We start from the raw sequence: 21,061 nt of genomic DNA, 5'->3' as shown, positions 1-21,061 counted from the left end.
GCCCCATTCAGGCCAGCCAACCAAAGGAAAACCGATGCCCATCAAATACCTGCACACCATGGTGCGCGTGAAAGATCTCGACGCCTCCATCGCATTTTACAAACTTCTGGGGTTGGTCGAGCGGCGCCGGATCGACAACGAAGGGGGCCGTTTCACGCTGGTTTTCCTCTGCCCCCCGGGCATGGACGACGGTCACGCCGATGTCGAACTGACCTACAATTGGGACGGCGACGATGCGCTGCCCAGCGACAGCCGCCATTTCGGCCACCTCGCCTATACGGTCGAGAATATCTATGAGACCTGCCAGTATCTGCAAGACAACGGCGTCACCATTAACCGCCCGCCGCGCGACGGGCGCATGGCCTTTGTCCGCTCGCCCGACAATATTTCCGTCGAACTGCTGCAAGAGGGTGACGCCCAGCCCGTGCAGGAACCATGGGCCAGCATGGAAAACACCGGTCATTGGTGAGCGGCTGCATTGGTGCCGCTCTGGCGCTGATGGGCTCTGCGCAGGGGGGCTTCCCGCCTCCCGCGCTTTTCTGATGCCCTGCCGAAGGCGGAGAAAGTAGAGCGATGATCCGTGCCGCCCTCGCCCTTTTTATCAGCCTATCAAGCACGCAATGGGCCGAGGCCGCCTGTCGTCAGGCGCTGGCCTTGGGGCTGGACGTTTCAGGTTCGGTCGATGCGCGGGAGTATCAGTTGCAGATCGGCGGCGTGGCCGAAGCGCTGGAGGACCCGCGCGTGCGAGACGCCCTATTGGCGTTGCCGGGGCATCACGTCGATCTGATGGTCTATGAGTGGAGCGGGTCCAGCGATCAGCGGGTAATCCTGCCTTGGACGCCATTGCGCGATGCAGCTACGCTTGACGATGCAATCGCTCAATTACGCAACACGGAGCGGCGCGCGGCCTCGCCCGGCACGGCCTTGGGCGATGCCATGCAATTCGGCGCGCGGCAGTTGGCGGCACGGTCGGACTGCCGGAAGCACACGCTGGATATCTCCGGCGATGGCATTTCGAACTTCGGGCCGCGGCCCCGGGATATACGCCACAATTTGCAAGCCCAGCCCCTCACGCCGCAGAGGCTGACCATAAATGGCTTGGTGATCGGAACAGAAGACGCAGCCGTTGGCGACAGCGGACAGGCCGAGGTCGGCGGGCTGGCGTCATACTACCGGGCCGAAGTCGTCCTCGGCCCCAGGGCATTCGTTGAGGCGGCAGAGGGGTTCGAAGATTACGCCCGCGCCATGACCCGAAAACTCCTACGTGAATTGGACGGGCGGGCCTATGCCCACCTCCCCCCTGCCCGGGATCAGTAGATATAGCGGATCTGATCCGTCCAATACCGCTCCATCCGTTTGAGCGAGCGGGTGATATCCTCGATCCCCGCATCCCCCAAGACGCCCTTTTTTTCCATCCCATCGGCATGGCGCGAGAAAAGATCAGCGACCACATCTCGGATATAGCGCCCCTTTTCGGTCAGCCGCACGCGCACGGAACGGCGGTCAATCTCGCAGCGTTGATGGTGCATATAGCCCATTTCGACCAGTTTCTTGAGGTTGTAGCTGACGTTGCTGCCCTGATAGTAACCGCGGCTTTTAAGCTCTCCCGCGGTCACTTCATTATCGCCGATATTGAACAAAAGCAGCGCTTGGACGGCGTTGATCTCCAACACGCCGACGCGCTCGAATTCGTCCTTGATCACGTCCAGCAGCAAGCGGTGCAGCCGCTCGACCAGCGACAGGGACTCAAGATAGCCTGCCATGAAACCCTTTATGGCCATCGGCTGCGTGGCGGGGTCTTGAATGCTCATGCGAAATCTCCGGTTCACCTTGTTTGAACCGGAAACTCGCTAAAAAATCAGAATAATTCGTTAAACCCTTTCGGGTTTTCTGAATTAGCCCCGCGCCTCGGCCAATTGCCCACGGATATCCGCGATCAGAGCCGCATATTCCGCCGGAGCCTCGGTCTGTCCGCTGACCCAAAGATAGAGGTCGTGGTCATTCTCGTTCAGCATTTGGTCGTAGAGCGTGAGGCCCGCGTCATCCATCTGGGGCAACCGCGCCTCGGCATAGGCCGAGAGGATCAGGTCCATCTCTTTGATGCCCCGGCGCATAGAGCGCATTTGCAGGCGTTTGATCCGGTGTTCGGGGGCTTCAGGCATCTGCGGGCTCCGTCATGAGGCGCCGAATGCGCTTTTCCAATTTGCCGACAGTCTCGGCCTTTTTCAGCAGGTCGCTGCGCAGGGCGCGCATATCGGCTAGCACCTCTTCGAGATCGACACGGCGCGCGGTCTCGCCCGCTTCGGGGGCATCGACGCCCTCCCCCTCGCCCGTGATCAGCCACATCATCGAGACATTGAGCAGCCCCGCCAGCATCGACAGCCGGTTGGCGCGCGGCTCCGACAGGTCGTCTTCCCAACCGCGCAGGGTGGACAGGCGCACGCCCAGCCGTTTGGCCAGCATCGCCTGTGTCATGCCGGTCTGTTCGCGGGCCGCCGCGACCCGGTCGCCAAAGGTGGCGGCCTCGGGGCCGTACCAGTCAATCTCGTCGGTCATGCTTCCTCTCCTGCCAGACACCCTTGCCGGGTGCGGGGACGCCCCCTATGAACGTGGAGATATTCATAAGCAACCCGAGGCTGAAATGGAACTGCTGTCCGCGACCCTTGATCGGGTCAAACCGTCGCCCACCATCGCCGTCACCACCAAAGCGGCAGAACTCAAGGCCGCGGGGCGCGACATCATCGCGCTTGGCGCGGGCGAGCCGGATTTCGACACGCCGCAGAACATCAAGGACGCAGCCGTGGCCGCGATCAACGCGGGCAAGACGAAATACACCCCCGTCGACGGCATCCCCGAGTTGAAACAGGCGATCTGCGCCAAGTTCAAACGCGACAACGGGCTCGACTACACGCCCGCGCAGGTCAGCGTCGGCACCGGGGGTAAGCAGATCCTCTACAACGCGTTGATGGCCACGATGAACCCAGGCGAAGAGGTCGTGATCCCCGCGCCCTATTGGGTGAGCTACCCCGACATGGTGCTTTTGGCGGGCGGCACGCCGGTCATCGCCCCCGCGACGCTTGAGAATGATTTCAAGCTCACCCCCGAGGCGCTGGAAGAGGCGATCACGCCCAAGACCAAATGGTTCATCTTCAACTCCCCCTCGAACCCCACCGGGGCGGGCTACAGCCACGACGAGCTGAAGGCGCTGACCGACGTGCTGATGCGCCACCCGCATGTCTGGGTGATGACCGACGACATGTATGAGCACCTCGCCTACGACGGTTTCGAGTTCTGCACGCCCGCGCAGGTGGAACCCGCACTCTACGACCGCACGCTGACGGTCAACGGCGTGTCGAAAGCCTATGCCATGACCGGCTGGCGCATTGGCTATGCCGCAGGGCCGGAAAAGCTGATCGGTGCGATGCGCAAGATCCAGTCGCAGAGCACCTCGAACCCCTGTTCGGTCAGCCAATGGGCCGCGGTGGAGGCGCTGAACGGCACGCAGGATTACATCGCCGAAAACAACGAGACCTTCGTGCGCCGCCGCAATCTGGTGGTGGAGATGCTCTCGGCCATCGAGGGCATCACTTGCCCGACGCCCGAGGGGGCGTTTTACGTCTATCCCTCTATCGCCGGGCTGATCGGCAAGACCTCGGCGGCGGGCACCAAGATCACGGATGACGAGGCTTTCGCCACCGCTTTGCTTGAGGAGACCGGCGTTGCGGTCGTCTTTGGCGCGGCCTTCGGGCTTTCGCCGAATTTCCGGGTCAGCTACGCTACCTCGGATGAGGCGCTGAAAGAGGCGTGCAGCCGCATCCAGAGCTTCTGCGCCGGGCTGACGTAAGGGACAACACCATGGCGGGCGATCTTCCCGACTATTACTTCAGGGTCCGCGAGAATGGCGCGGCGGTGTTTCGGCTGGATGCCGCGAACCGCCAGCGCCGGATCGAGATGGAGCAGATCGCCGTCGTCAACATCCGCAACGGAGAGGTAAAGCCTCATGGGCAGCACCGTTTGACCGAGGCCGATCAGGCCGAGATTGCCCGCTGGACCAAGGCCCGCCGCGAGACCCTTGCGGCGCGCGAGATTGACGACATCCGCCGCGCCGTGGAGCATCTGAACCTCACCACCCAATGGGCGCAGTCCCGCGCCACGGATGCCGAGCTTGAGGCGGTGACGGATGAGCTGTTGCTGGCCATGCACGACCTGCGCAGCACGCTGGTGCGCAAAAAGGCGGATCGGATGGATCGGGGCTGACGCTTAGACCGCCAGCCGCTTCACGATCACGCCCCAGAAACGCGCATTCAGCAGCAGCCCGGCCACCGCCAGCCCAGCCACCAGCCCGGCCCAGATGCCCATGGCCCCGAAGCCCAGCACAAAGCCCAGCAGGTAGGAACAGGGCATGCCGACGATCCAATAGCTGACCGCGGCCATGACCATCGGCACTTTGGTATCCTGCACCCCACGCAACAGCCCAAGGGCCACCACCTGCGCCCCATCGACCAGTTGGAACAGCGCCGCCATCACCAGAAGCCCGGTGCCGATGGCAAGGATTTCAGCCCGCGCGGGCTCATCCTCTTGCATGAAGACCGAGATCAGCGGCTCAGGCCAGCCGACAAAGCCAACCATGGTGAGCAGCGCAAAGACCAGCGACAGCACGGTCACGATCACCGCGCCGCGCTTCATATGCGGCACGTCGCGGCGGCCATAGGCATTGCCTGCGCGGATCGTGGCGACATTGCTCAGCCCCAGATGCACCATGAAGGTCAGCGAGGCGAGTTGGATCGCGATGCCATGTGCCGCCAGCGGGATCGTCCCCAGCCAGCCCATCATCAGCGAGGAGGCCGCGAAGAGGCCGACTTCGCTCAGCGTGGTCAGGCCAATCGGCAGGCCCAGCGTGAACACCCGCAGCAACATCTGCCCGTCCACCCGCCAAAGCCGCACGAACAGGCTGTGCTGCGGCAGGGCGATCAGCACATAGATCACCACCCCGATCAGCGAGACGCATTGCGTCGTGACCGAGGCCACAGCCGCCCCCATCACGCCAAGCTCCGGCGCGCCCCAGTTGCCGAAGATCAGCGCGTAATTCGCCAACGCATTGACCCCGGCGGCCAGCAGGGTGATCCACAGCACCACCTGCGTGCGCTCCAAGGCGGCGAGGTAGGATTTCAACACCATCACCAAAAGCGCAGGGAGAATGCCCCAGCCCGCCACTTTGAGGTAATCGCCCGCCCGGTCGGCAAGGTTCGGCCCCTGCCCCAAAAGGTCCAGCACCGCGGGCGACCAGATCATCGCGGGCAGCGCGATCATGGCGAACCCCACCGAGAGCCACAGCCCCATGCGCGTGGCGCGGCGCAGGCCGATCTCGTCATCTTCGGCGTCATAGGCGGCCACCAAGGGCATTACCGCCATGGCAAAGCCCGACCCAAAGATAAACAGGACGAAGAAATAGGTGCTGCCCAAGACCACCGCCGCCAGTGCCTCGACCGAATACCAGCCGAGCATGACGGTATCGGTCACGCCGATGGCCATCTGTGCCAGATGCCCGCCGATCAGCGGCAGGCCGAGTGTCAGGATCGCCCGGACGTGATTGCGGTTGGTCATTGTCTTGCTCATGGCACGAGCCTTACGCCGGGTCGCTGCAAAGGGGAAGTGCGGTTTTTACGCTCTGCCATGGGTTTGCGCGGGGCCGATGCCACTGTTTTGCCATGAAATCCTTGCGTCCGCGGCCCTTAACGGCAAAGCTGGTGGCAGGAGGGCTCGCGATGGAACCGACACGGACCGAAACCCGCCGATTGAACGGTCAGGAGATTTTCATTCGCCACTGGGGCGATGAGAGCCTGCCGCCGTTGTTGATGCTCCACGGTTTTCCCGAATACGGCGGCGCGTGGCGGGATCTGGCACCGCTGCTGTGCCAAGATTTCCACTGCATCGCCCCCGACCAGCGCGGCTATGGCCAAAGCAGCGCGCCCGAGGGGATCGAACCCTATGCGATGGCGCATCTCATGGCCGATATGGCCGCCCTGATCGGCGACAGGCCAGTGACCGTCTTGGCGCATGACTGGGGGGCCTCCGTGGGCTACGCCTTGGCGATGTTCCGGCCTGAGCTGGTGGCCCGGCTGGTCGTCCTCAACGGCGTGCATCCCGTGCCGTTTCAGCGCGCCATGGCCGCAGGCGGGGCGCAGTCGCGCGCCTCGCAATATGTTAACGCGCTGCGCGCCGAAGGCAGCGCGGTGCGGCTGGCGCGGGACGATTTCGCGGGACTGCTCGACCTTTTTTCCGCCAATATGGACCTCAGTTGGCTGACGCCCGCGCGGCTTGAGGACTACCGCGCGGAATGGGGGCGGCCTGGGCGGCTCAGGGCGATGATCAACTGGTATCGTGCCTCCCCCCTGCAAGTCGCCGCGCCCGGCAAGCCCCTGCGCGACCTGCCAGAATTCCCGGTCGACCGTTTGCGCGTCCCCTGCCCGCATCTGCTGATCTGGGGAACGGAAGACACCGCCCTTCTGCCCGAAGCCACCGCCGGGTTGGAGGCTTTCGCGCCGGACCTCACCCGGGTCGAGATCGAAGGGGCGGATCATTGGCTGCACCATCAAAAGCCGTCGGAGGTGGCGGCGGCGGTGCTCAACTGGTGCAGGCGGCGGCCCTTGTAAAATGGGCGAAAGAATGTATATTCAGTTATGCATTCAGGAGCCGCGCCATGACCCGCATTCACACCAACCACATCGCCACCATGACCGAGATGCGCGAGCCGCATAAGGTGTTAGAACGTTCGGGCGGCAAGCCCGTGGCGGTGATGAAGAACTCGCGCTGCGTGGGCTATTTCGTACCCGCCGAGGCGACTTTGCAAGAAGAGCCGCGTGTGGCCACGCTGGATGAGGTGATGGAGAGCATTGCCGCGACCCGTGAGCAAACCCAGCCCGTGCTCGACTACCTCAAAGACAAATGACCTATGTCCTGCTGAACGCCGAGCTTGTCGAAACGATTCACGATGCCGTCTTGAACCACGGCGAACTCGCGGGTCGGGCGCTGGATAAATCTCTCGATGGTGCACTGGGCCGCGTGGACAACAGGCTGGTTTACGGGATGATCGCGGATACCTTCGATCTTGCCGCCGCCTATTGCGTCGCCGTGGCCACCGGTCATGTCTTCAATGATGCGAACAAGCGCACCGCCTATAAGACCATGATCGTCTGCCTCCACCTCAATGGCATCCGGATCGACCACGAAACCATCGAGGCAGGCGATCTGATCCGCGAAGTGGCCCAAGGCCGCGTCGATGAAGAGACCCTTGCCGACTGGCTGCGCGCCAAAGCTGGCTGACCCGGGCAAAACAGCAGCCCAAGACAAACCCGCGATTGCCCCCGGCGCGCGGGGCTGTCAAAATGGCCCCCACCCACAAACAAAGAGCAGGCCCGCATGACCGACCTTCTTTCCGGCCAGGAACCCACCGAATACGATGCCTCCTCCATCGAAGTGCTGGAGGGGCTGGAGCCCGTCCGCAAACGCCCCGGGATGTATATCGGCGGCACCGATGAGCGCGCGCTGCACCATATGGTGGCCGAGGTGCTCGACAACTCGATGGACGAGGCTGTCGCGGGCCATGCCAACCGGATCGAGGTGGAGTTGAACGCCGATTACTCGGTCACCATCCGCGACAACGGCCGCGGCATCCCGATCGACCCGCACCCGAAGTTTCCCGACAAATCTGCGCTCGAGGTGATCCTCTGCACCCTGCACGCGGGCGGCAAGTTCTCGGGCAAGGCCTATCAGACCTCGGGCGGTCTGCACGGGGTTGGTGCTTCGGTCGTGAACGCGCTGTCGGATTCCATGGTCGTTCAGGTCGCGCGCAACCGTGAACTCTTTGAGCAGCGTTTCTCGCGCGGCATCCCGCAAGGCCCGGTCGAGAAAATCGGCGCGGCCCCCAACCGGCGCGGCACCACCGTCACTTTCCACGCCGACGAACAGATTTTCGGCGCGCACCGCTTCAAGCCCGCACGCCTGCTCAAGATGGTCCGCTCCAAGGCCTATCTCTTCTCCGGCGTCGAAATCCGCTGGAAGTCCGAGATCGAGGACGGCGACACGCCGATGGAGGCGACCTTCCACTTCCCCGGCGGTCTGGCCGACTACCTGCGCGAGACGCTGGGCAAGGCCACGACCTATGCCGAGAACCCCTTTGCCGGCACCGTCGAGTTCCAAGAGCGTTTCGGCGTGCCGGGCAAGGTCGAATGGGCCATCAACTGGACGCCGGCGCGCGACGGTTTCATCCAGTCCTATTGTAACACCGTCCCCACGCCCGAGGGCGGCACCCATGAAAGCGGCTTCTGGGCTGCGATCCTCAAGGGCATCCGGGCCTATGGCGAGTTGGCCAATAACCGCAAGGCCAAGGACATCACCCGCGACGACCTGATCACCGGGGGCTGCGCGCTGGTGTCCTGCTTCATCCGCGAGCCGGAGTTCGTGGGCCAGACCAAGGACCGCCTCGCCACCACTGAGGCGCAGCGACTGGTGGAAAACGCGGTACGCGACCACTTTGACAACTGGCTGGCGGCGGACACGAAATCCGCCGGCGCCATCCTCGATTTCCTCGTGCTGCGCGCCGAAGAGCGGATGCGCCGGAAGCAGGAAAAGGAAACCGCCCGCAAATCCGCCACCAAGAAGCTGCGCCTGCCCGGCAAGCTGACCGATTGCACCAGCAAATCCCGCGAGGGCACGGAGCTTTTCATCGTCGAGGGCGACAGCGCCGGCGGCTCGGGCAAAGGCGCGCGCAATCGCGAGAAACAGGCGCTGCTGCCGCTTAAGGGCAAGATCCTCAACGTGCTGGGCGCGGCCTCGAGCAAGCTTTCGACCAATGCCGAGATCAACGACCTGTGCGAGGCGCTCGGCGTCGGGATGGGCACGAAGTTCAACCTCGACGATCTGCGCTATGATAAGATCATCATCATGACCGACGCCGACGTCGACGGCGCGCATATCGCCTCGCTGTTGATGACCTTCTTCTTCACCCAGATGCGCCCGCTCATTGACGCGGGCCACCTCTACCTCGCCTGCCCGCCGCTGTTCCGCCTGACCCAAGGCGCCAAGCGGGTCTATTGCCTTGATGAGGCCGAGAAGAATATGTGGCTGGAGAAGGGCCTCGGCGGCAAGGGAAAGATCGACGTCAGCCGCTTCAAGGGTCTGGGCGAGATGGACGCGAAGGACCTCAAAGAGACCACGATGGACCCCGAGACCCGCAAGCTGATCCGCGTGACCGTGGACGAGGACGTGCCGGGCGAGACCGGGGATCTGGTGGAGCGGCTGATGGGGAAGAAGCCGGAGATGCGGTTCGCGTATATTCAGCAGAATGCGCAGTTTGTGGAGGAGTTGGATGTTTGAAAGAGCTGAAAAGAGCCAACCCGAAGCTTAAGTTGAGTTTGACCGAAGAAAACAACTATGGGAATAGTTACTTTTTTAACTGAGGTAATTTCCCATGACCCTAAACGGCTATAAGCTTAAATGCGATTTTTCGGTTGGGGAAGCGATAGGCCAAATCATCATTTGGATTCTGCTTTCCGTTATAACTTTTGGATTGGCTTTGTTCGTCCTGCCTTATTACTTTTTGAAGGCGCCGATGAACCGATCCACCTTGGTCGACCCTGCGGGAAACACTGTGGGGAAGATCAATGTTGAGGTCTCTTTCGCGGACATCATAGGGCACGCATTGTTCTGGCTTCTACTGTCGATCATCACATTAGGCTTGGCGTATTTTGTTTACTGGCCTGCTGTGATCAAACGACTGCTTAATGCCGCTACAATTCGGCCTCTTTAAACGTCTTTTCTTAGGTGCTGGCAGGTCATCGTCGGCTCTAAGCCCAGCAGCATCAGCGCCCCTTCTTCCAGAAGTAAGGCGTTTACGCTCAAATCGAAGTCATCTGAAAACCAGCCCGGGACCCCGTCCCGGGCCGCGCCTGTCCGGGGCTCCGCCCGTTCAGACCTCAAACTCTCCCCCAGAGAGTTTGCGAGACGGTCTTCACCCTCCCCACGGGGAGGGCGCACATGCGTGCACCCCGCGGCTTGCGCCGCCCTCCGGGCTGAAAAGGTCCACTGGACCTTTTCCAAGTAGCCCTTCGGCCCGAGGTCGGGCGCGGCCCTAATGTTTCGCGGTTGCCCAAACTTCCCCCTTGATCCGCCGCCTCCCCCGCGCCTAACTCATCCCATGATCCGCGCGCTTCTCCTCTGCCTCCTCCTCACCGCCTGCGGCCGGCCGCTGACGGACAACGAACGCGCCTATCTCGCCACCATCCACGGGCCCACCCTCAACTACGACCGCGTGCGCTTGCACGACGGCGCGCCCACCCGCGCCGTCACCTTCCGCCGCAAGCCGCGCCCGCGCACCACCTGCCGCGAGCGTATCCTGCCGCCGCAGGTGGGCGAGACCGTCACCTCGAAACCCGCCGCCGTAGCGCTCTTCAACCATGTGCTCTTCGACAAGGATTGGTACCTCGAGGATTACCTGCCCGATCACCCCGACCGCATCGGGCTGATCGCCGCGATGCTGCTGGCGCATGAGATCACCCATGTCTGGCAATGGCAGAACCGCGACCTCACCGGCTATTCGCCCCTGCGTGCGGCCTCCGAGCAGTTCACCAGCCCGGACCCCTACCTCTTCGAGGTCGACACCAAGCCGCGGTTTCTCGACTTTGGCTATGAGCAACAAGGCTCGATCGTGGAGGAATTCGTCTGTTGCCGCGCGCTCGACCCGCAGGCGCCGCGCACCAAGCGGTTACATGCGATGCTGTCGGAGGTCATGCCCGTGGCGCCCCTGCCCCAAAGCCGCCCCTATGACGTGGGCCTGCCCTGGGACGGGGTCGAGTTAGAAAACATCTGCGGCTGAGTCAGACCGGCACCAACTGCCCCGCGTCGAGCCGGATTTGCCGGTCCATCCGGGCCGCCAGTTCGAGGTTATGGGTGGCGATCACCGCCGAAAGCCCGGTCCCGCGCACCAGCGCCATCAGCGCGGCAAAGACCTGATCCGAGGTCGAAGGGTCGAGGTTGCCCGTTGGCTCATCCGCCAGCAGCAGGCGTGGCGCATTGGCCAGCGCGCGGCAAAAGGCCACCCGCTGCTGCTCACCGCCCGACATGGCGGCGGGGCGGTGATCGGCACGCTCGGCAATGCCGACCTGCGTCAGAAGCTCCCGCGCCCTCGCCTCGGCCTCCTTACGCGCCACGCCATTGGCCAGTTGCGGCAGCACGATGTTCTCCAGCGCCGTGAACTCGGGCAGCAGGTGGTGGAACTGGTATATGAAGCCCACGTCGGCGCGGCGCACGGCCGTGCGGCGTCGGTCGCTCTGGCCGGTGAGGTCATCGCCCGCGATCTCCACCGTGCCGCTGTCGGCGGTGTCCAAAAGCCCCGCGATATGCAGCAGCGTCGACTTGCCGGCCCCCGAGGGGGCGACCAGCGCCACCACCTCGCCGGGGGCCACCTCAAGGTCGATGCCGCGCAGCACCTGCACCTCGTTCGGCTTGCCGGGGTTGTAGGCCTTGGAAATGCCGCTCAGGCGCAAGACGGGATCACTCATAGCGCAAGGCCTCCACCGGGTTCATCCGCGCCGCGCGGCGGGCGGGAAAGATCGTGACGACGAAGGACAGGCCGAGCGAGAGCGCCACGGCCGAGAGCACGTCGCCCAATTGCAATTTCGCGGGCAGGAAGTAGATGCCGCGGATCGAGGCGTCCCAAGCATTGCCGCCGCTGAGGTAGTTCACAAAGCCAAAGATCTGGTCGACGTAAGTGGCAAACAGCACCCCCAGCACGACGCCCGCGACGGTGCCGATGATGCCCGTGAAGGCCCCGCAGATGAAGAACACCCGCAGCACCGAGCCCTCACTGAGCCCCATGGTGCGCAGGATGCCGATGTCGCGGCCCTTGTTCTTGACCAGCATGATCAGCCCCGAAACGATGTTCATCGCCGCGATCAGCACCAAGACGCTGAGGATCACGAACATCACCCGGTCTTCTATGTCGAGCGCCGAGAGGAAGGAGCTTGAGGCATCGCGCCACGTCCAGACCTGCGCGCGTTCACCCGCCGCCTGCATCAGCGCGGGCGCCATGGCGTCCACCCCTTCCGGGTCTTCGACCATAACCTCCAGCTCATCCGCCACGCCCTCGCGGTTGAAAAAGCTCTGCGCCTCGGTGATCGGCAGGTAGACCCGTGTTTTATCAATATCGTAGCGCCCGGCAGAGAAGATATAGACCACCTCATAGGCATTGACCCGCGGGCTGGTGCCAAAGGCGGTCTTGACCCCGTTGGGCGAAATCAGCTTGACGCTATCGCCGACCTGCACGCCCAAGGACTGCGCCACGCCGCTGCCGATGGCCATGCCCTCTTCAAAACGCGTGATGTCACCGAAAGAACGCTCCGAAGGCTGGATGCCGGGGATGGTCATCAAATCATCCGAAGCGATGCCGAAAACCTCGACGCCTGCGTTCGACTGGCGGCGGTTGGCCATGACCTGTTGCCGCACCAGCGGGGCGACACGGGTCACGCCTTCGACGGCTGCCACCCGCTCGGCCATTGCCTCGTAATCGTCGATGGTGCGGTCGATCTGGCCGTTGGGCAGCACCTCCCCCATCGTGTAGACGGTGACATGGGCATTGGCCCCGAGGATGGTATCGACGAACTCGGCGCGGAACCCTGAGCGGACCGAAAGCGTGGCGATCAGCGCGAAGACCGCCAGCGTGATGCCGATAAGGCTGATCCACGTCATGACGCTGACGCCCCCTTCGGCGCGGCGGGCGCGCAGGTAGCGCCAAGCGATCATCCATTCAAAGGCCGCGAATGGGGCGGTGCGTGTGGGTTTGCTGGCCATGCGGGAAGGCTCCGGTCTGAGGTGCGCGCAACCTGAGGCTTTGCCCCAGCAGGGTCAAGAACGCAATGCCCGGCGGCGGCGGAAGCGCGCGGGCCATGTGGGCAGCCATAGCAGCAGGCGGGTGAGACTGGCCCCCGCGATGAACCCCAAACCGGCGAAGAGCCATTCGGCCCGGCTGCGCGGGGCGGTGGGGGCAAAACCGCGCAGGGCGGCGCGCAAGGCTTCGGCATCCGGGCTGCGCCATAGCAGATAGCAGCGCAGGAAGGGGCCCGCCGATTGGAGCCGTGGCAATGTGGCCTCAAGCCCCCCTTGCCGTTCAATGTTGCGGCGCAGGTCCAAGCCCCGGCGCTCTAGCAGCGCCGATCCGCGCAGCCGCGCCACGGCGTCTTCCCGCACCAGCCCTGCGGCCTGCGCGGCGGCATCGAAATCCGCCACGACTTTGGCGAGGCGCTGCTCCGCCGCCTCCAGTTGAAACACATAGGCCCGGGTGAACCCCGGGCCTTGTGCGGCAATGCCTGCGCTTACGATCCCACCGGCCAATGTCAGCGCCCGCAGGATCATCGCGGCCCTCAGACGATACCGGCGTAGATCTTGGCGATCTTCTCAACCGCCTGTTCGGGCGGCAGTTCCTCGCTCTCGCCCGTGCGGCGGCTGGTGAGTTCGACCACGCCGTTCTTCAGCCCGCGCGGGCCGACGGTGATGCGCCATGGCAGACCGATGAGATCCATCGTGGCGAACTTCATCCCCGCCCCGCCTTTGCGGTCGTCATAAAGCGGATCGAGGCCCAGCGCCTTGAGGCTCTTGTAAAGTGCGTCGCAGGCCGCGTCGGCCTCCGCATCGCCCTGTTTAAGGTTCACGATCCCCGCGTGGAAGGGCGTCACCCCTTCGGGCCAGATGATGCCCTTGTCATCATGGCTGGCTTCGATGATCGCGCCCAGCAGGCGGCTGACGCCGATGCCGTGGCTGCCCATATGCACCGGCACCTGTTTGCCGTCGGGGCCTTGCACCTTGGCGTTCATCGCATCGGAATATTTGGTGCCGAAATAGAAGATTTGCCCCACTTCGATGCCGCGGGCACTGCGCTGGCGCTCTTCCGGCACCTTGGCAAATACTTCCGGATCGTGGGTCTCATCCGTGCGGGCGTAGCGGGAGGTGAACTCCTCCAACACCGCGCGGCAGGCGTCGTGATCATTTGGGTCGATCTCGCGGTCACCAAAGGTCAGATCGGTGATCTCGCTGTCATAGAAAACCTCCGATTCGCCCGTTTCGGCCAGCACGAGGAACTCATGCGTGTCGTCGCCGCCGATGGGGCCAGAGTCGGCGCGCATCGGGATCGCTTGCAGGCCCATCCGCTCATAGGTGCGCAAGTAGCTGACCAGATGGCGGTTATAGGCGTGCAACGCGTCCTCTTTGGTGAGGTCGAAGTTATAGCCGTCCTTCATCAGGAACTCACGACCCCGCATCACGCCGAAACGCGGGCGGATCTCGTCACGGAATTTCCACTGGATGTGGTAGAGCGTCAGCGGCAGGTCTTTGTAAGAGCCGACATGGCTGCGGAAGATATCGGTGATCATCTCTTCATTGGTGGGACCATAGAGCATGTCGCGGTCCTGCCGGTCGCGGATGCGCAGCATCTCGGGGCCATAGGCGTCATAGCGGCCCGATTCCTTCCACAGGTCCGCCGATTGCAGCGTTGGCATCAGCATCGGGATATGGCCCACGCGCTGCTGCTCTTGGTGCACGATCTCTTCGACCTTGCGCAGCACCTTGTAGCCCAACGGCAGCCAAGAGTAGATCCCCGCGCTGGATTGCTTGATCATTCCCGCCCGCAGCATCAACCGGTGGCTGACGATCTGCGCCTCGGCAGGGTTTTCCTTCAGCACGGGTAGAAAATATTGGGACAGACGCATGGTGTTTCCTCATTGACGCATTGCCCCCTGACTAGTGCATGTCAAAGGGCGAGACAATCACATCGCTGAGGTCGGGCGGCCCGCTGGGCCAGTTCCACCGCTTGCCCGTTCCGCGCCTTTGACGCGCGCGCCACCCGCAGCCAAGGCTTGAAACGAAACGCCACATGGGCGATGTGATGGCATTCCCTGCCGGAGAGCGCCATGGCCCTGCCAATCAGAGACCAATTGAAGTACTGGGGCATCGCGGCAGCGGTGTTCATGGTGGCGCTGTGGTTCATCGGCGATGTGATGCTGCCCTTCCTGCTGGGCGGGGCGATTGCCTATTTCCTCGACCCCGTGGCCGACCGGTTGGAGCGTTTGGGGCTCAGCCGCACCATGGCCACCGCCGTCATCACCGTGGTGGCGCTTTTGGTCTTCGTGCTGATGGCGCTTTTGGTGATCCCGACGCTGGTCAATCAGACCGTGAACCTGATCGAGACCGCGCCCAAGCTGACCCGCAATTTCACCGATTTCATCACCGACCGTTTCCCCTCTCTCTTGGATGACGATTCGACCCTGCGCACCTCGCTGACGACGCTGGGCACCACCATTCAGGAACGCGGTGGGCAATTGCTGCAAACCGCGCTGGCCTCCTTTGCCTCGCTGATCAACGTCCTGCTTTTGTTCGTCATCGTCCCCGTGGTCGCGGTGTACCTGCTGCTCGATTGGGACCGTATGGTCGCCGCGGTCGATCGGCTGCTGCCGCGCGACCATGCCCCGACGATTCGCCAGTTGGCGCGCGAGATTGACGCGACGTTGGCCTCTTTCGTGCGCGGCATGGGCACGGTCTGCTTGATCCTTGGCACCTATTACGCCGTGGCGCTGATGCTGGTGGGGCTGCAATTCGGCCTCGTCGTCGGCTTTGTCGCGGGGCTGGTTACCTTCATCCCCTACCTCGGCGCGTTGATTGGCGGGGCGCTGGCGATCGGTCTGGCATTGTTCCAATTCTGGGGGGATTGGCTTTCCATCGGACTCGTCGCGGGGATCTTCGTGCTGGGCCAAGTGGTCGAGGGCAACCTGCTGACGCCAAAGCTCGTCGGCAACTCGGTCGGGCTGCACCCGGTCTGGCTGCTGTTGGCGCTGTCGGTCTTCGGCACGCTCTTCGGCTTCGTGGGTCTGCTGGTCGCGGTGCCCGTGGCCGCCGCCATCGGGGTGATCGCGCGTTTCGCCACGGCGCGCTACCGCGAAAGCGTGCTCTACAAAGGCCGCGAGCCTGAAACGACCGTCGACGAGGACATCCGCTAACATGGCCCACCAACTCGGGTTGAACCTGCCCAGCCGAACGGCTCTGGGCCGCGACGCTTTCTTTGTCGCCCCCTCCAACGCCATGGCCATGGCGATGATCGACGGCTGGCGCGGTTGGGCGGGCGGCAAGCTGGCGCTGACCGGGCCGCAAGGCTCAGGCAAGACGCATCTGACGCATGTCTGGGCGGACCTTTCGGGCGCGCGGATCATCAGTGCGGCGGACCTGCTGGAAGCCGATATTCCCGCCCTCGCCCGTGGCCCCGTGGCCGTGGAGGATGTGCATCTGATCGCCGGAGACGCGGCGGCGCAAACGGCGCTCTTCCATCTGCACAACCTCGTGCTTGCCGAAGGTCAGGCGCTGCTGCTCACCGGCACCGGGCCGGTGGCGCATTGGGGCCTCACGCTGCCCGATCTGGTCAGCCGGATGCGCGGTGCCACGATGGTCGAGATGGAGGCGCCCGACGATGCGCTGCTCTCGGCCCTGCTGGTCAAACTGCTGGCCGACCGGCAACTGACGCCCAAGCCGGAACTGATCAACTACCTCATGACGCGGATGGACCGCTCTTTCGCCGCTGCCATCGCGCTGGTCGACCGGCTGGATGCCGCCAGCCTTGCACAGAAGCGCCCCCTGACCCGCGCACTGGCCGCGCAGGTGCTGGACATCGCCCCGCCTCGCGCGTGATACTGGAATAATTAACGCAAGCCTTCGCAAACCCGTTACATTCCAATGTCATGAGGCCCGCATGACCCAAGCCGATTTCCTGCAAGCGCCCTTTCCGCCCGCCACCGATCTGCCCGATCTCGACACCGCCGGGCCGGGCCGGTTCTTTAACCGTGAGCTGAGCTGGCTCGACTTCAACTGGCGCGTGCTGGAAGAGGCCGAGAACCCGCGCGTGCCGCTGTTGGAACGGCTGCGCTTCCTGTCGATCTCGGCGACCAATCTGGACGAATTCTATACCGTGCGCGTGGCGGGCCTGCGCGAGCTTGCGCAGGCGGGCAACACCACCGCCGCCGCCGATGGGCTGAGCCCCGGCGAGCAACTGGTGTTGATTAACGAAGACGCGCGCAATCTGATGATGTCCCAGCAACGGGTGCTGGTCGACCTCATGGCCGAGATGGACGCGCAGAACATCATGTTGGAGCGTACCGCCGACCTGACCGAGGCCGATTACAAACATCTCGAAGGGGTGTTCCTCAACCAAGTCTTTGCCGTCCTGTCGCCCTTGGCCATCGACCCGGCGCACCCCTTCCCCTTCATCCCGAACACCGGCTATGCGCTGGCGCTGCAACTGGAACGCACCCGCGACAAACGCCCGCTACAGGCGCTGCTGCCGATCCCGGCGCAGATCGACCGTTTCGTGCCCCTGCCCGCCCCCGATGGCAGCCTGCGCTATCTGCCGCTTGAAGATCTGCTGATCATCAATATTCCCAACCTCTTTCCGGGCTACAAACTCAAGGCGCATTTCGAATTCCGTGTGCTGCGCGACAGCGATCTTGAGGTCGAGGACGAGGCCGAAGACCTCGTGCGGGAATTCGAAGTCGCGCTGAAACGCCGCCGCCGGGGCGAGGTCGTGCGACTGACCCATTCCGCAGGCGCCCCGGAAAAGCTGAAATCTGTCGTCATGCGCGAGCTTTGCGTGCGCCCTCAAGACGTGATCGAGATCGACGGCATGTTGGGCATCGCCGACCTCGCGAAACTGGTGACCGATGCCCGGCCAGACCTGCTGTGGCCGCAGTTTACCCCCCGCGTGCCTGAGCGGGTCAGCGACCATGACGGCGATATGTTCGCGGCGATCCGACAGAAAGACATGCTGCTGCACCACCCTTACGAGACCTTCGACATGGTGGTGCGTTTCCTGGCCCAAGCGGCGCGCGACCCGGATGTGGTGGCGATCAAGCAGACGCTCTACCGCACCTCGCGCGACAGCCCCATCGTCAGCGCGCTTTGCGAGGCGGCGGAGGATGGCAAATCGGTCACCGCGCTGGTCGAGCTGAAGGCCCGCTTTGATGAGGCTGCCAACATCCGCCAATCGCGCCGGTTGGAGCGGGCGGGCGCGCATGTGGTCTACGGCTTTCTCGACCTCAAGACCCACGCCAAGATCTCGACCGTGGTGCGCCGCGAGGGTGACCAACTGGTGACCTATACCCACTACGGCACCGGCAACTACCACCCGATCACCGCGCGGATTTATACGGACCTGTCGCTCTTTACCTGCGACTCGAGCCTTGGGCGTGATGCAACGAAAGTGTTTAACTTCCTGTCTGGCTACGCCCCGCCGGAGCAGTTGGAAAACCTCGCCATCTCCCCCACGACGCTGAAGCCGCGCCTGCTTGAAATGATCCGGGCCGAGGCAGAACATGCCCGGGCGGGACGCCCCGCCGTGATCTGGGCCAAGATGAACGCGCTGATCGACGCCGAGGTGATCGACGCGCTGTATGACGCCAGCCAAGCCGGGGTGGAAATCAGCCTCGTCATTCGTGGCATCTGCGGGCTGCGCCCCGGGGTGAAGGGGCTATCGGACAACATCCGCGTCAAATCCATCATCGGGCGCTTTTTGGAGCACAGCCGCATCGTCTGTTTCGGTAACGGCCATGGGCTGCCGCACAAAAAGGCGCGGGTCTTCATGTCTTCCGCCGATTGGATGGGCCGCAACCTGAACCGGCGGGTCGAGACATTGGTCGAGATCGAAAACCCAACCGTCAAGGCGCAGATCACCAGCCAAATCATGGCGGCCAATCTGGCTGACGTGGCGCAAAGCTGGGTCATGGGGCCGGATGGTAAATTCACCCGCCCGGCGATCCCCGAAGGCACTTTCGCCTTCAACTGCCACCGCTTTTTCATGGAAAACCCCTCGCTCTCGGGCCGGGGCAGCGCCGGGGCCTCGGATGTGCCCAAGCTGACCCATACCGAGGATTGACCGGCAAGCCCCCTTTGGCAATTGACCTCACCGCCCCCCTGCGCCAATTATCCAGTGAAACGGATGGCCCGCAGGAGCATTGATGGCAGACCAGACCGACCCTTCCCGAGCCGCCCCCGTCCCTGAGACGGGCGTGGCGGAACTGGGCCTTTTCGGAAAACCCTTGTTTCAGGATCCGGGCGCGCGGGCGCTGGCCCGCGTCGGCGTGGTGGATGTGGGGTCGAACTCCGTCCGGCTGGTGGTCTTTGACGGCGCGGCGCGCTCTCCGGCCTATTTCTACAACGAAAAGATCATGTGCGCCTTGGGCGCGGGCATGGCCGAGACCGGGCATCTGTCGCCCGAAGGCCGCGCCCGCGCCCTTTCGGCGCTGCGGCGGTTCAGCAAATTGGCCGATGGCATGGGCCTGTCGGAGCTTACCGTCGTCGCCACGGCGGCGGTGCGCGATGCCAGTGACGGGCGCGCCTTCTGCGCCGATGTGCTGCGCGAGACCGGGTTGCGCATCTGGGTGATCGACGGCGAGGAAGAGGCGCGGCTCTCGGCGCAAGGGGTGCTTTTGGGCTGGCCCGGCGCTTACGGCCTCGTCTGCGACATCGGCGGCTCTTCGATGGAGCTTGCGGAAATCTCGGGCGGGCGTGTCGGGCGGCGGGTGACCTCGCAGCTCGGACCGCTCAAGCTGCGCGACCTCAAGGGCGGGGCCAAGGGGCGGCACGCGCATATCAAAGAGGTCATCACCGGGCTTCAGGAAAAGATGGGCAGCCAGCGTGACCGGCTGTTCCTTGTCGGCGGCTCATGGCGGGCAATAGCACGGATCGACATGTACCGCCGGGGCTATCCACTGCATGTGCTACACGAATACCGCATGACCGTAACCTCGGTTCGCGAGACCGTAAAATTCATCCAAACCTCCGATCTGGAAGAGCTGCGCAACGCCTGCGGCGTATCCTCAAGCCGGATGTCGCTGGTCCCCTATGCCGCCGAGGTGCTGAGCCGTCTGGTCAAGACCTTCCGCCCCAAGGACATCGCCATTTCCAGCTACGGCATCCGCGAAGGCATGCTTTATGAGCAGATGCCGCAGCGCCTGCGCGACCGGGATCCGCTGATCGAAGCCTGCTATTTCGCCGAGGCTAAAGACGCGCGGATGCCCGGTTTCGGCAAGGTGCTTTATAACTTCATCCTGCCGCTCTACCGCTCTGCCCCCCATGCGCGCAGACGGTTGGTCAAAGCAGCCTGCCTGCTCCATGACGTGAGCTGGCGTGCGCATCCCGACTACCGCGCCGAGACCTGTTTCGACAACGCCACCCGCGCCAACCTCGGTGGCCTGAAACACGCCGAACGCATCTACCTCGGGCTGGCCTTGCTGCACCGCTACTCCAACAAGCGTGAGAACACCCGTTTCGAAGACCTCTATGAAATGGTCGACGAAAAGACCCGGTTGGAGGCCGAAATCCTTGGCAAAGCCATGCGCTTTGGCGCGATGCTCTGGATGGACAAAGGCGAACAGCGCGGCGAATTGCGCTGGTTCCCCAAGAAGAAGCAATTGGAACTCTGGCTCACCCCCGACATGGTCCCCCTTTTCGGAGAGGTCGCAGAGGCGCGGCTGAACTCACTCGCCAAATCGCTTGAGGCAGAGGTGCATGTTCGGACCGGCAAACGCGCCGCGCGTTAAAGCTCGATCTGCGGCGCGGGTTCGGTCGGGGTCTCTGGCGGGACCATCGGGTGATCGGGCTTGCGGCGGATGATGATATCGCCGTTGGGCTGCATCTCGGGCGCTTGATAGGCGCTCCAATCCTCGACCTCGTCCAAAAGCTCCGTAAGCTTCGGCCCCATCTCTCGCGCGAAGTCACGCAGCGCGGGGCGCATGGCCTCGGTGAACCCTTCAAACCCCTCCATGACCGGGCCCATCTCATCCATGATCCCGTCCATGAACATCTGCGCGCCGCGCTCCATCAGGCCGAGGCCGCGTTCTTCGGATTCTTCCTGCGCATGGGCTGCGAGGGGCAGCACCGTACAAAGGGCGATAAGGGGCATAAAGCGTGTCATGAGATTGAGGTAGGTGGCGCCGCGCGCATGTCCAGTCTTACGCCACGCCGCTGGCAGCCCCCC

At 63.6% G+C, this 21,061-nt stretch carries 23 protein-coding genes; 14 read left to right on the top strand and 9 right to left on the bottom strand.

Going from position 1 to position 21,061, the window contains the following annotated elements; all coding sequences use genetic code 11:
* The first annotated feature begins 34 nt into the window (after window positions 1-34).
* Both ACGYLD_RS09375 and ACGYLD_RS09370 read left to right on the top strand, forming a co-directional pair.
* Window positions 35-469 (top strand): VOC family protein, encoded by a 435-nt coding sequence (locus ACGYLD_RS09375; protein ID WP_271693263.1) that lies wholly within the window; start codon window positions 35-37, stop codon window positions 467-469.
* Between the two features lie 104 nt (window positions 470-573).
* Complete coding sequence (locus ACGYLD_RS09370; RefSeq protein WP_271693262.1) at window positions 574-1,317, top strand: DUF1194 domain-containing protein; 744 nt, start codon at window positions 574-576, stop codon at window positions 1,315-1,317.
* On the opposite strand, the gene ACGYLD_RS09365 is transcribed toward ACGYLD_RS09370, so the two are convergent.
* From ACGYLD_RS09365 to ACGYLD_RS09355, 3 genes are all read right to left on the bottom strand, one after another.
* Window positions 1,311-1,811 (bottom strand): MarR family winged helix-turn-helix transcriptional regulator, encoded by a 501-nt coding sequence (locus tag ACGYLD_RS09365; protein ID WP_394402260.1) that lies wholly within the window; start codon window positions 1,809-1,811, stop codon window positions 1,311-1,313. The genes ACGYLD_RS09370 and ACGYLD_RS09365 overlap by 7 nt on opposite strands.
* An 84-nt stretch (window positions 1,812-1,895) precedes the next feature.
* Window positions 1,896-2,162 carry a succinate dehydrogenase assembly factor 2 gene (locus ACGYLD_RS09360; RefSeq protein ID WP_271693259.1) on the bottom strand — a complete coding sequence of 89 codons (267 nt, stop codon included), beginning with the start codon at window positions 2,160-2,162 and terminating at the stop codon, window positions 1,896-1,898.
* A complete protein-coding gene (locus tag ACGYLD_RS09355) occupies window positions 2,155-2,556 on the bottom strand; it encodes a helix-turn-helix domain-containing protein (protein WP_271693258.1) in 402 nt (133 codons plus the stop codon). Before ACGYLD_RS09355 ends, ACGYLD_RS09360 begins: the two co-directional genes overlap by 8 nt.
* Window positions 2,557-2,641: 85 nt before the next feature.
* On the opposite strand from ACGYLD_RS09355, the gene ACGYLD_RS09350 reads away from it, so the two are divergent.
* Together ACGYLD_RS09350 and ACGYLD_RS09345 are read left to right on the top strand one after the other, a co-directional pair.
* Window positions 2,642-3,844, top strand: coding sequence for a pyridoxal phosphate-dependent aminotransferase (locus tag ACGYLD_RS09350; protein WP_271693257.1), 1,203 nt, complete (start codon window positions 2,642-2,644; stop codon window positions 3,842-3,844).
* A gap of 11 nt (window positions 3,845-3,855) precedes the next feature.
* Window positions 3,856-4,257, top strand: coding sequence for a hypothetical protein (locus ACGYLD_RS09345; protein WP_271693256.1), 402 nt, complete (start codon window positions 3,856-3,858; stop codon window positions 4,255-4,257).
* 3 nt (window positions 4,258-4,260) lie between these two features.
* Here the strand turns inward: ACGYLD_RS09345 and ACGYLD_RS09340 are convergent, their stop codons facing one another.
* Entirely contained in the window at window positions 4,261-5,616 is a 1,356-nt protein-coding gene (locus ACGYLD_RS09340; RefSeq protein WP_271693255.1) for an MATE family efflux transporter, read from the bottom strand.
* Between the two features lie 149 nt (window positions 5,617-5,765).
* Here ACGYLD_RS09340 and ACGYLD_RS09335 point away from each other — a divergent pair, with 149 nt between their 5' ends.
* The 6 genes from ACGYLD_RS09335 to ACGYLD_RS09310 all read left to right on the top strand — a co-directional run bounded on the left by ACGYLD_RS09335 (window position 5,766) and on the right by ACGYLD_RS09310 (window position 10,873).
* On the top strand, window positions 5,766-6,653 hold the full coding sequence (locus tag ACGYLD_RS09335) for an alpha/beta fold hydrolase (RefSeq protein ID WP_271693254.1): 888 nt from the start codon (window positions 5,766-5,768) through the stop codon (window positions 6,651-6,653).
* A gap of 47 nt (window positions 6,654-6,700) precedes the next feature.
* The gene (locus tag ACGYLD_RS09330; protein WP_067263649.1) at window positions 6,701-6,949 is read left to right on the top strand and encodes a hypothetical protein; all 249 of its coding nucleotides are present in this window, start codon (window positions 6,701-6,703) and stop codon (window positions 6,947-6,949) included.
* A complete protein-coding gene (locus ACGYLD_RS09325; protein WP_271693253.1) occupies window positions 6,946-7,323 on the top strand; it encodes a type II toxin-antitoxin system death-on-curing family toxin in 378 nt (125 codons plus the stop codon). Before ACGYLD_RS09330 ends, ACGYLD_RS09325 begins: the two co-directional genes overlap by 4 nt.
* A 96-nt stretch (window positions 7,324-7,419) precedes the next feature.
* Window positions 7,420-9,375 carry a DNA topoisomerase IV subunit B gene (gene parE / locus ACGYLD_RS09320; RefSeq protein ID WP_271693252.1) on the top strand — a complete coding sequence of 652 codons (1,956 nt, stop codon included), beginning with the start codon at window positions 7,420-7,422 and terminating at the stop codon, window positions 9,373-9,375.
* A gap of 94 nt (window positions 9,376-9,469) precedes the next feature.
* The gene (locus ACGYLD_RS09315) at window positions 9,470-9,808 is read left to right on the top strand and encodes a DUF6693 family protein (RefSeq protein WP_271687912.1); all 339 of its coding nucleotides are present in this window, start codon (window positions 9,470-9,472) and stop codon (window positions 9,806-9,808) included.
* Between the two features lie 387 nt (window positions 9,809-10,195).
* Window positions 10,196-10,873 carry a hypothetical protein gene (locus tag ACGYLD_RS09310; protein WP_394402254.1) on the top strand — a complete coding sequence of 226 codons (678 nt, stop codon included), beginning with the start codon at window positions 10,196-10,198 and terminating at the stop codon, window positions 10,871-10,873.
* Window position 10,874: 1 nt separating this feature from the next.
* Here the strand turns inward: ACGYLD_RS09310 and ACGYLD_RS09305 are convergent, their stop codons facing one another.
* From ACGYLD_RS09305 to proS, 4 genes are read right to left on the bottom strand one after another with little or no spacing between them, the layout of a single operon-like run.
* The gene (locus ACGYLD_RS09305; protein WP_394402252.1) at window positions 10,875-11,558 is read right to left on the bottom strand and encodes an ABC transporter ATP-binding protein; all 684 of its coding nucleotides are present in this window, start codon (window positions 11,556-11,558) and stop codon (window positions 10,875-10,877) included.
* Window positions 11,551-12,846 carry a lipoprotein-releasing ABC transporter permease subunit gene (locus tag ACGYLD_RS09300; RefSeq protein WP_394402249.1) on the bottom strand — a complete coding sequence of 432 codons (1,296 nt, stop codon included), beginning with the start codon at window positions 12,844-12,846 and terminating at the stop codon, window positions 11,551-11,553. The genes ACGYLD_RS09305 and ACGYLD_RS09300 overlap by 8 nt, the downstream gene beginning before the upstream one ends.
* Window positions 12,847-12,900: 54 nt before the next feature.
* The gene (locus ACGYLD_RS09295) at window positions 12,901-13,407 is read right to left on the bottom strand and encodes a DUF2937 family protein (protein WP_394402246.1); all 507 of its coding nucleotides are present in this window, start codon (window positions 13,405-13,407) and stop codon (window positions 12,901-12,903) included.
* Between the two features lie 8 nt (window positions 13,408-13,415).
* Window positions 13,416-14,756, bottom strand: coding sequence for a proline--tRNA ligase (gene proS, locus ACGYLD_RS09290; protein WP_271687920.1), 1,341 nt, complete (start codon window positions 14,754-14,756; stop codon window positions 13,416-13,418).
* A 201-nt stretch (window positions 14,757-14,957) separates the two neighbouring features.
* On the opposite strand from proS, the gene ACGYLD_RS09285 reads away from it, so the two are divergent.
* From ACGYLD_RS09285 to ACGYLD_RS09270, 4 genes are all read left to right on the top strand, one after another.
* Complete coding sequence (locus tag ACGYLD_RS09285; protein WP_209219041.1) at window positions 14,958-16,040, top strand: AI-2E family transporter; 1,083 nt, start codon at window positions 14,958-14,960, stop codon at window positions 16,038-16,040.
* A 1-nt stretch (window position 16,041) separates the two neighbouring features.
* Complete coding sequence (locus tag ACGYLD_RS09280; protein WP_271693247.1) at window positions 16,042-16,722, top strand: DnaA ATPase domain-containing protein; 681 nt, start codon at window positions 16,042-16,044, stop codon at window positions 16,720-16,722.
* 61 nt (window positions 16,723-16,783) lie between these two features.
* Window positions 16,784-18,958 (top strand): RNA degradosome polyphosphate kinase, encoded by a 2,175-nt coding sequence (locus ACGYLD_RS09275; protein ID WP_394402243.1) that lies wholly within the window; start codon window positions 16,784-16,786, stop codon window positions 18,956-18,958.
* 82 nt (window positions 18,959-19,040) lie between these two features.
* On the top strand, window positions 19,041-20,624 hold the full coding sequence (locus ACGYLD_RS09270; RefSeq protein ID WP_067265464.1) for a Ppx/GppA family phosphatase: 1,584 nt from the start codon (window positions 19,041-19,043) through the stop codon (window positions 20,622-20,624).
* Here ACGYLD_RS09270 and ACGYLD_RS09265 read toward each other — a convergent pair.
* Entirely contained in the window at window positions 20,621-20,986 is a 366-nt protein-coding gene (locus tag ACGYLD_RS09265) for a hypothetical protein (protein WP_276153849.1), read from the bottom strand. The genes ACGYLD_RS09270 and ACGYLD_RS09265 overlap by 4 nt on opposite strands.
* Window positions 20,987-21,061: the final 75 nt, after the last annotated feature.

This window comes from Sulfitobacter sp. 1A12056, assembly GCF_043558125.1.
Classification (GTDB): Bacteria; Pseudomonadota; Alphaproteobacteria; order Rhodobacterales; family Rhodobacteraceae; genus Sulfitobacter; species Sulfitobacter faviae.
The sequence above is the reverse complement of the archived record's forward strand: the minus strand, read 5'-3'. Positions and strand labels throughout refer to the sequence as shown.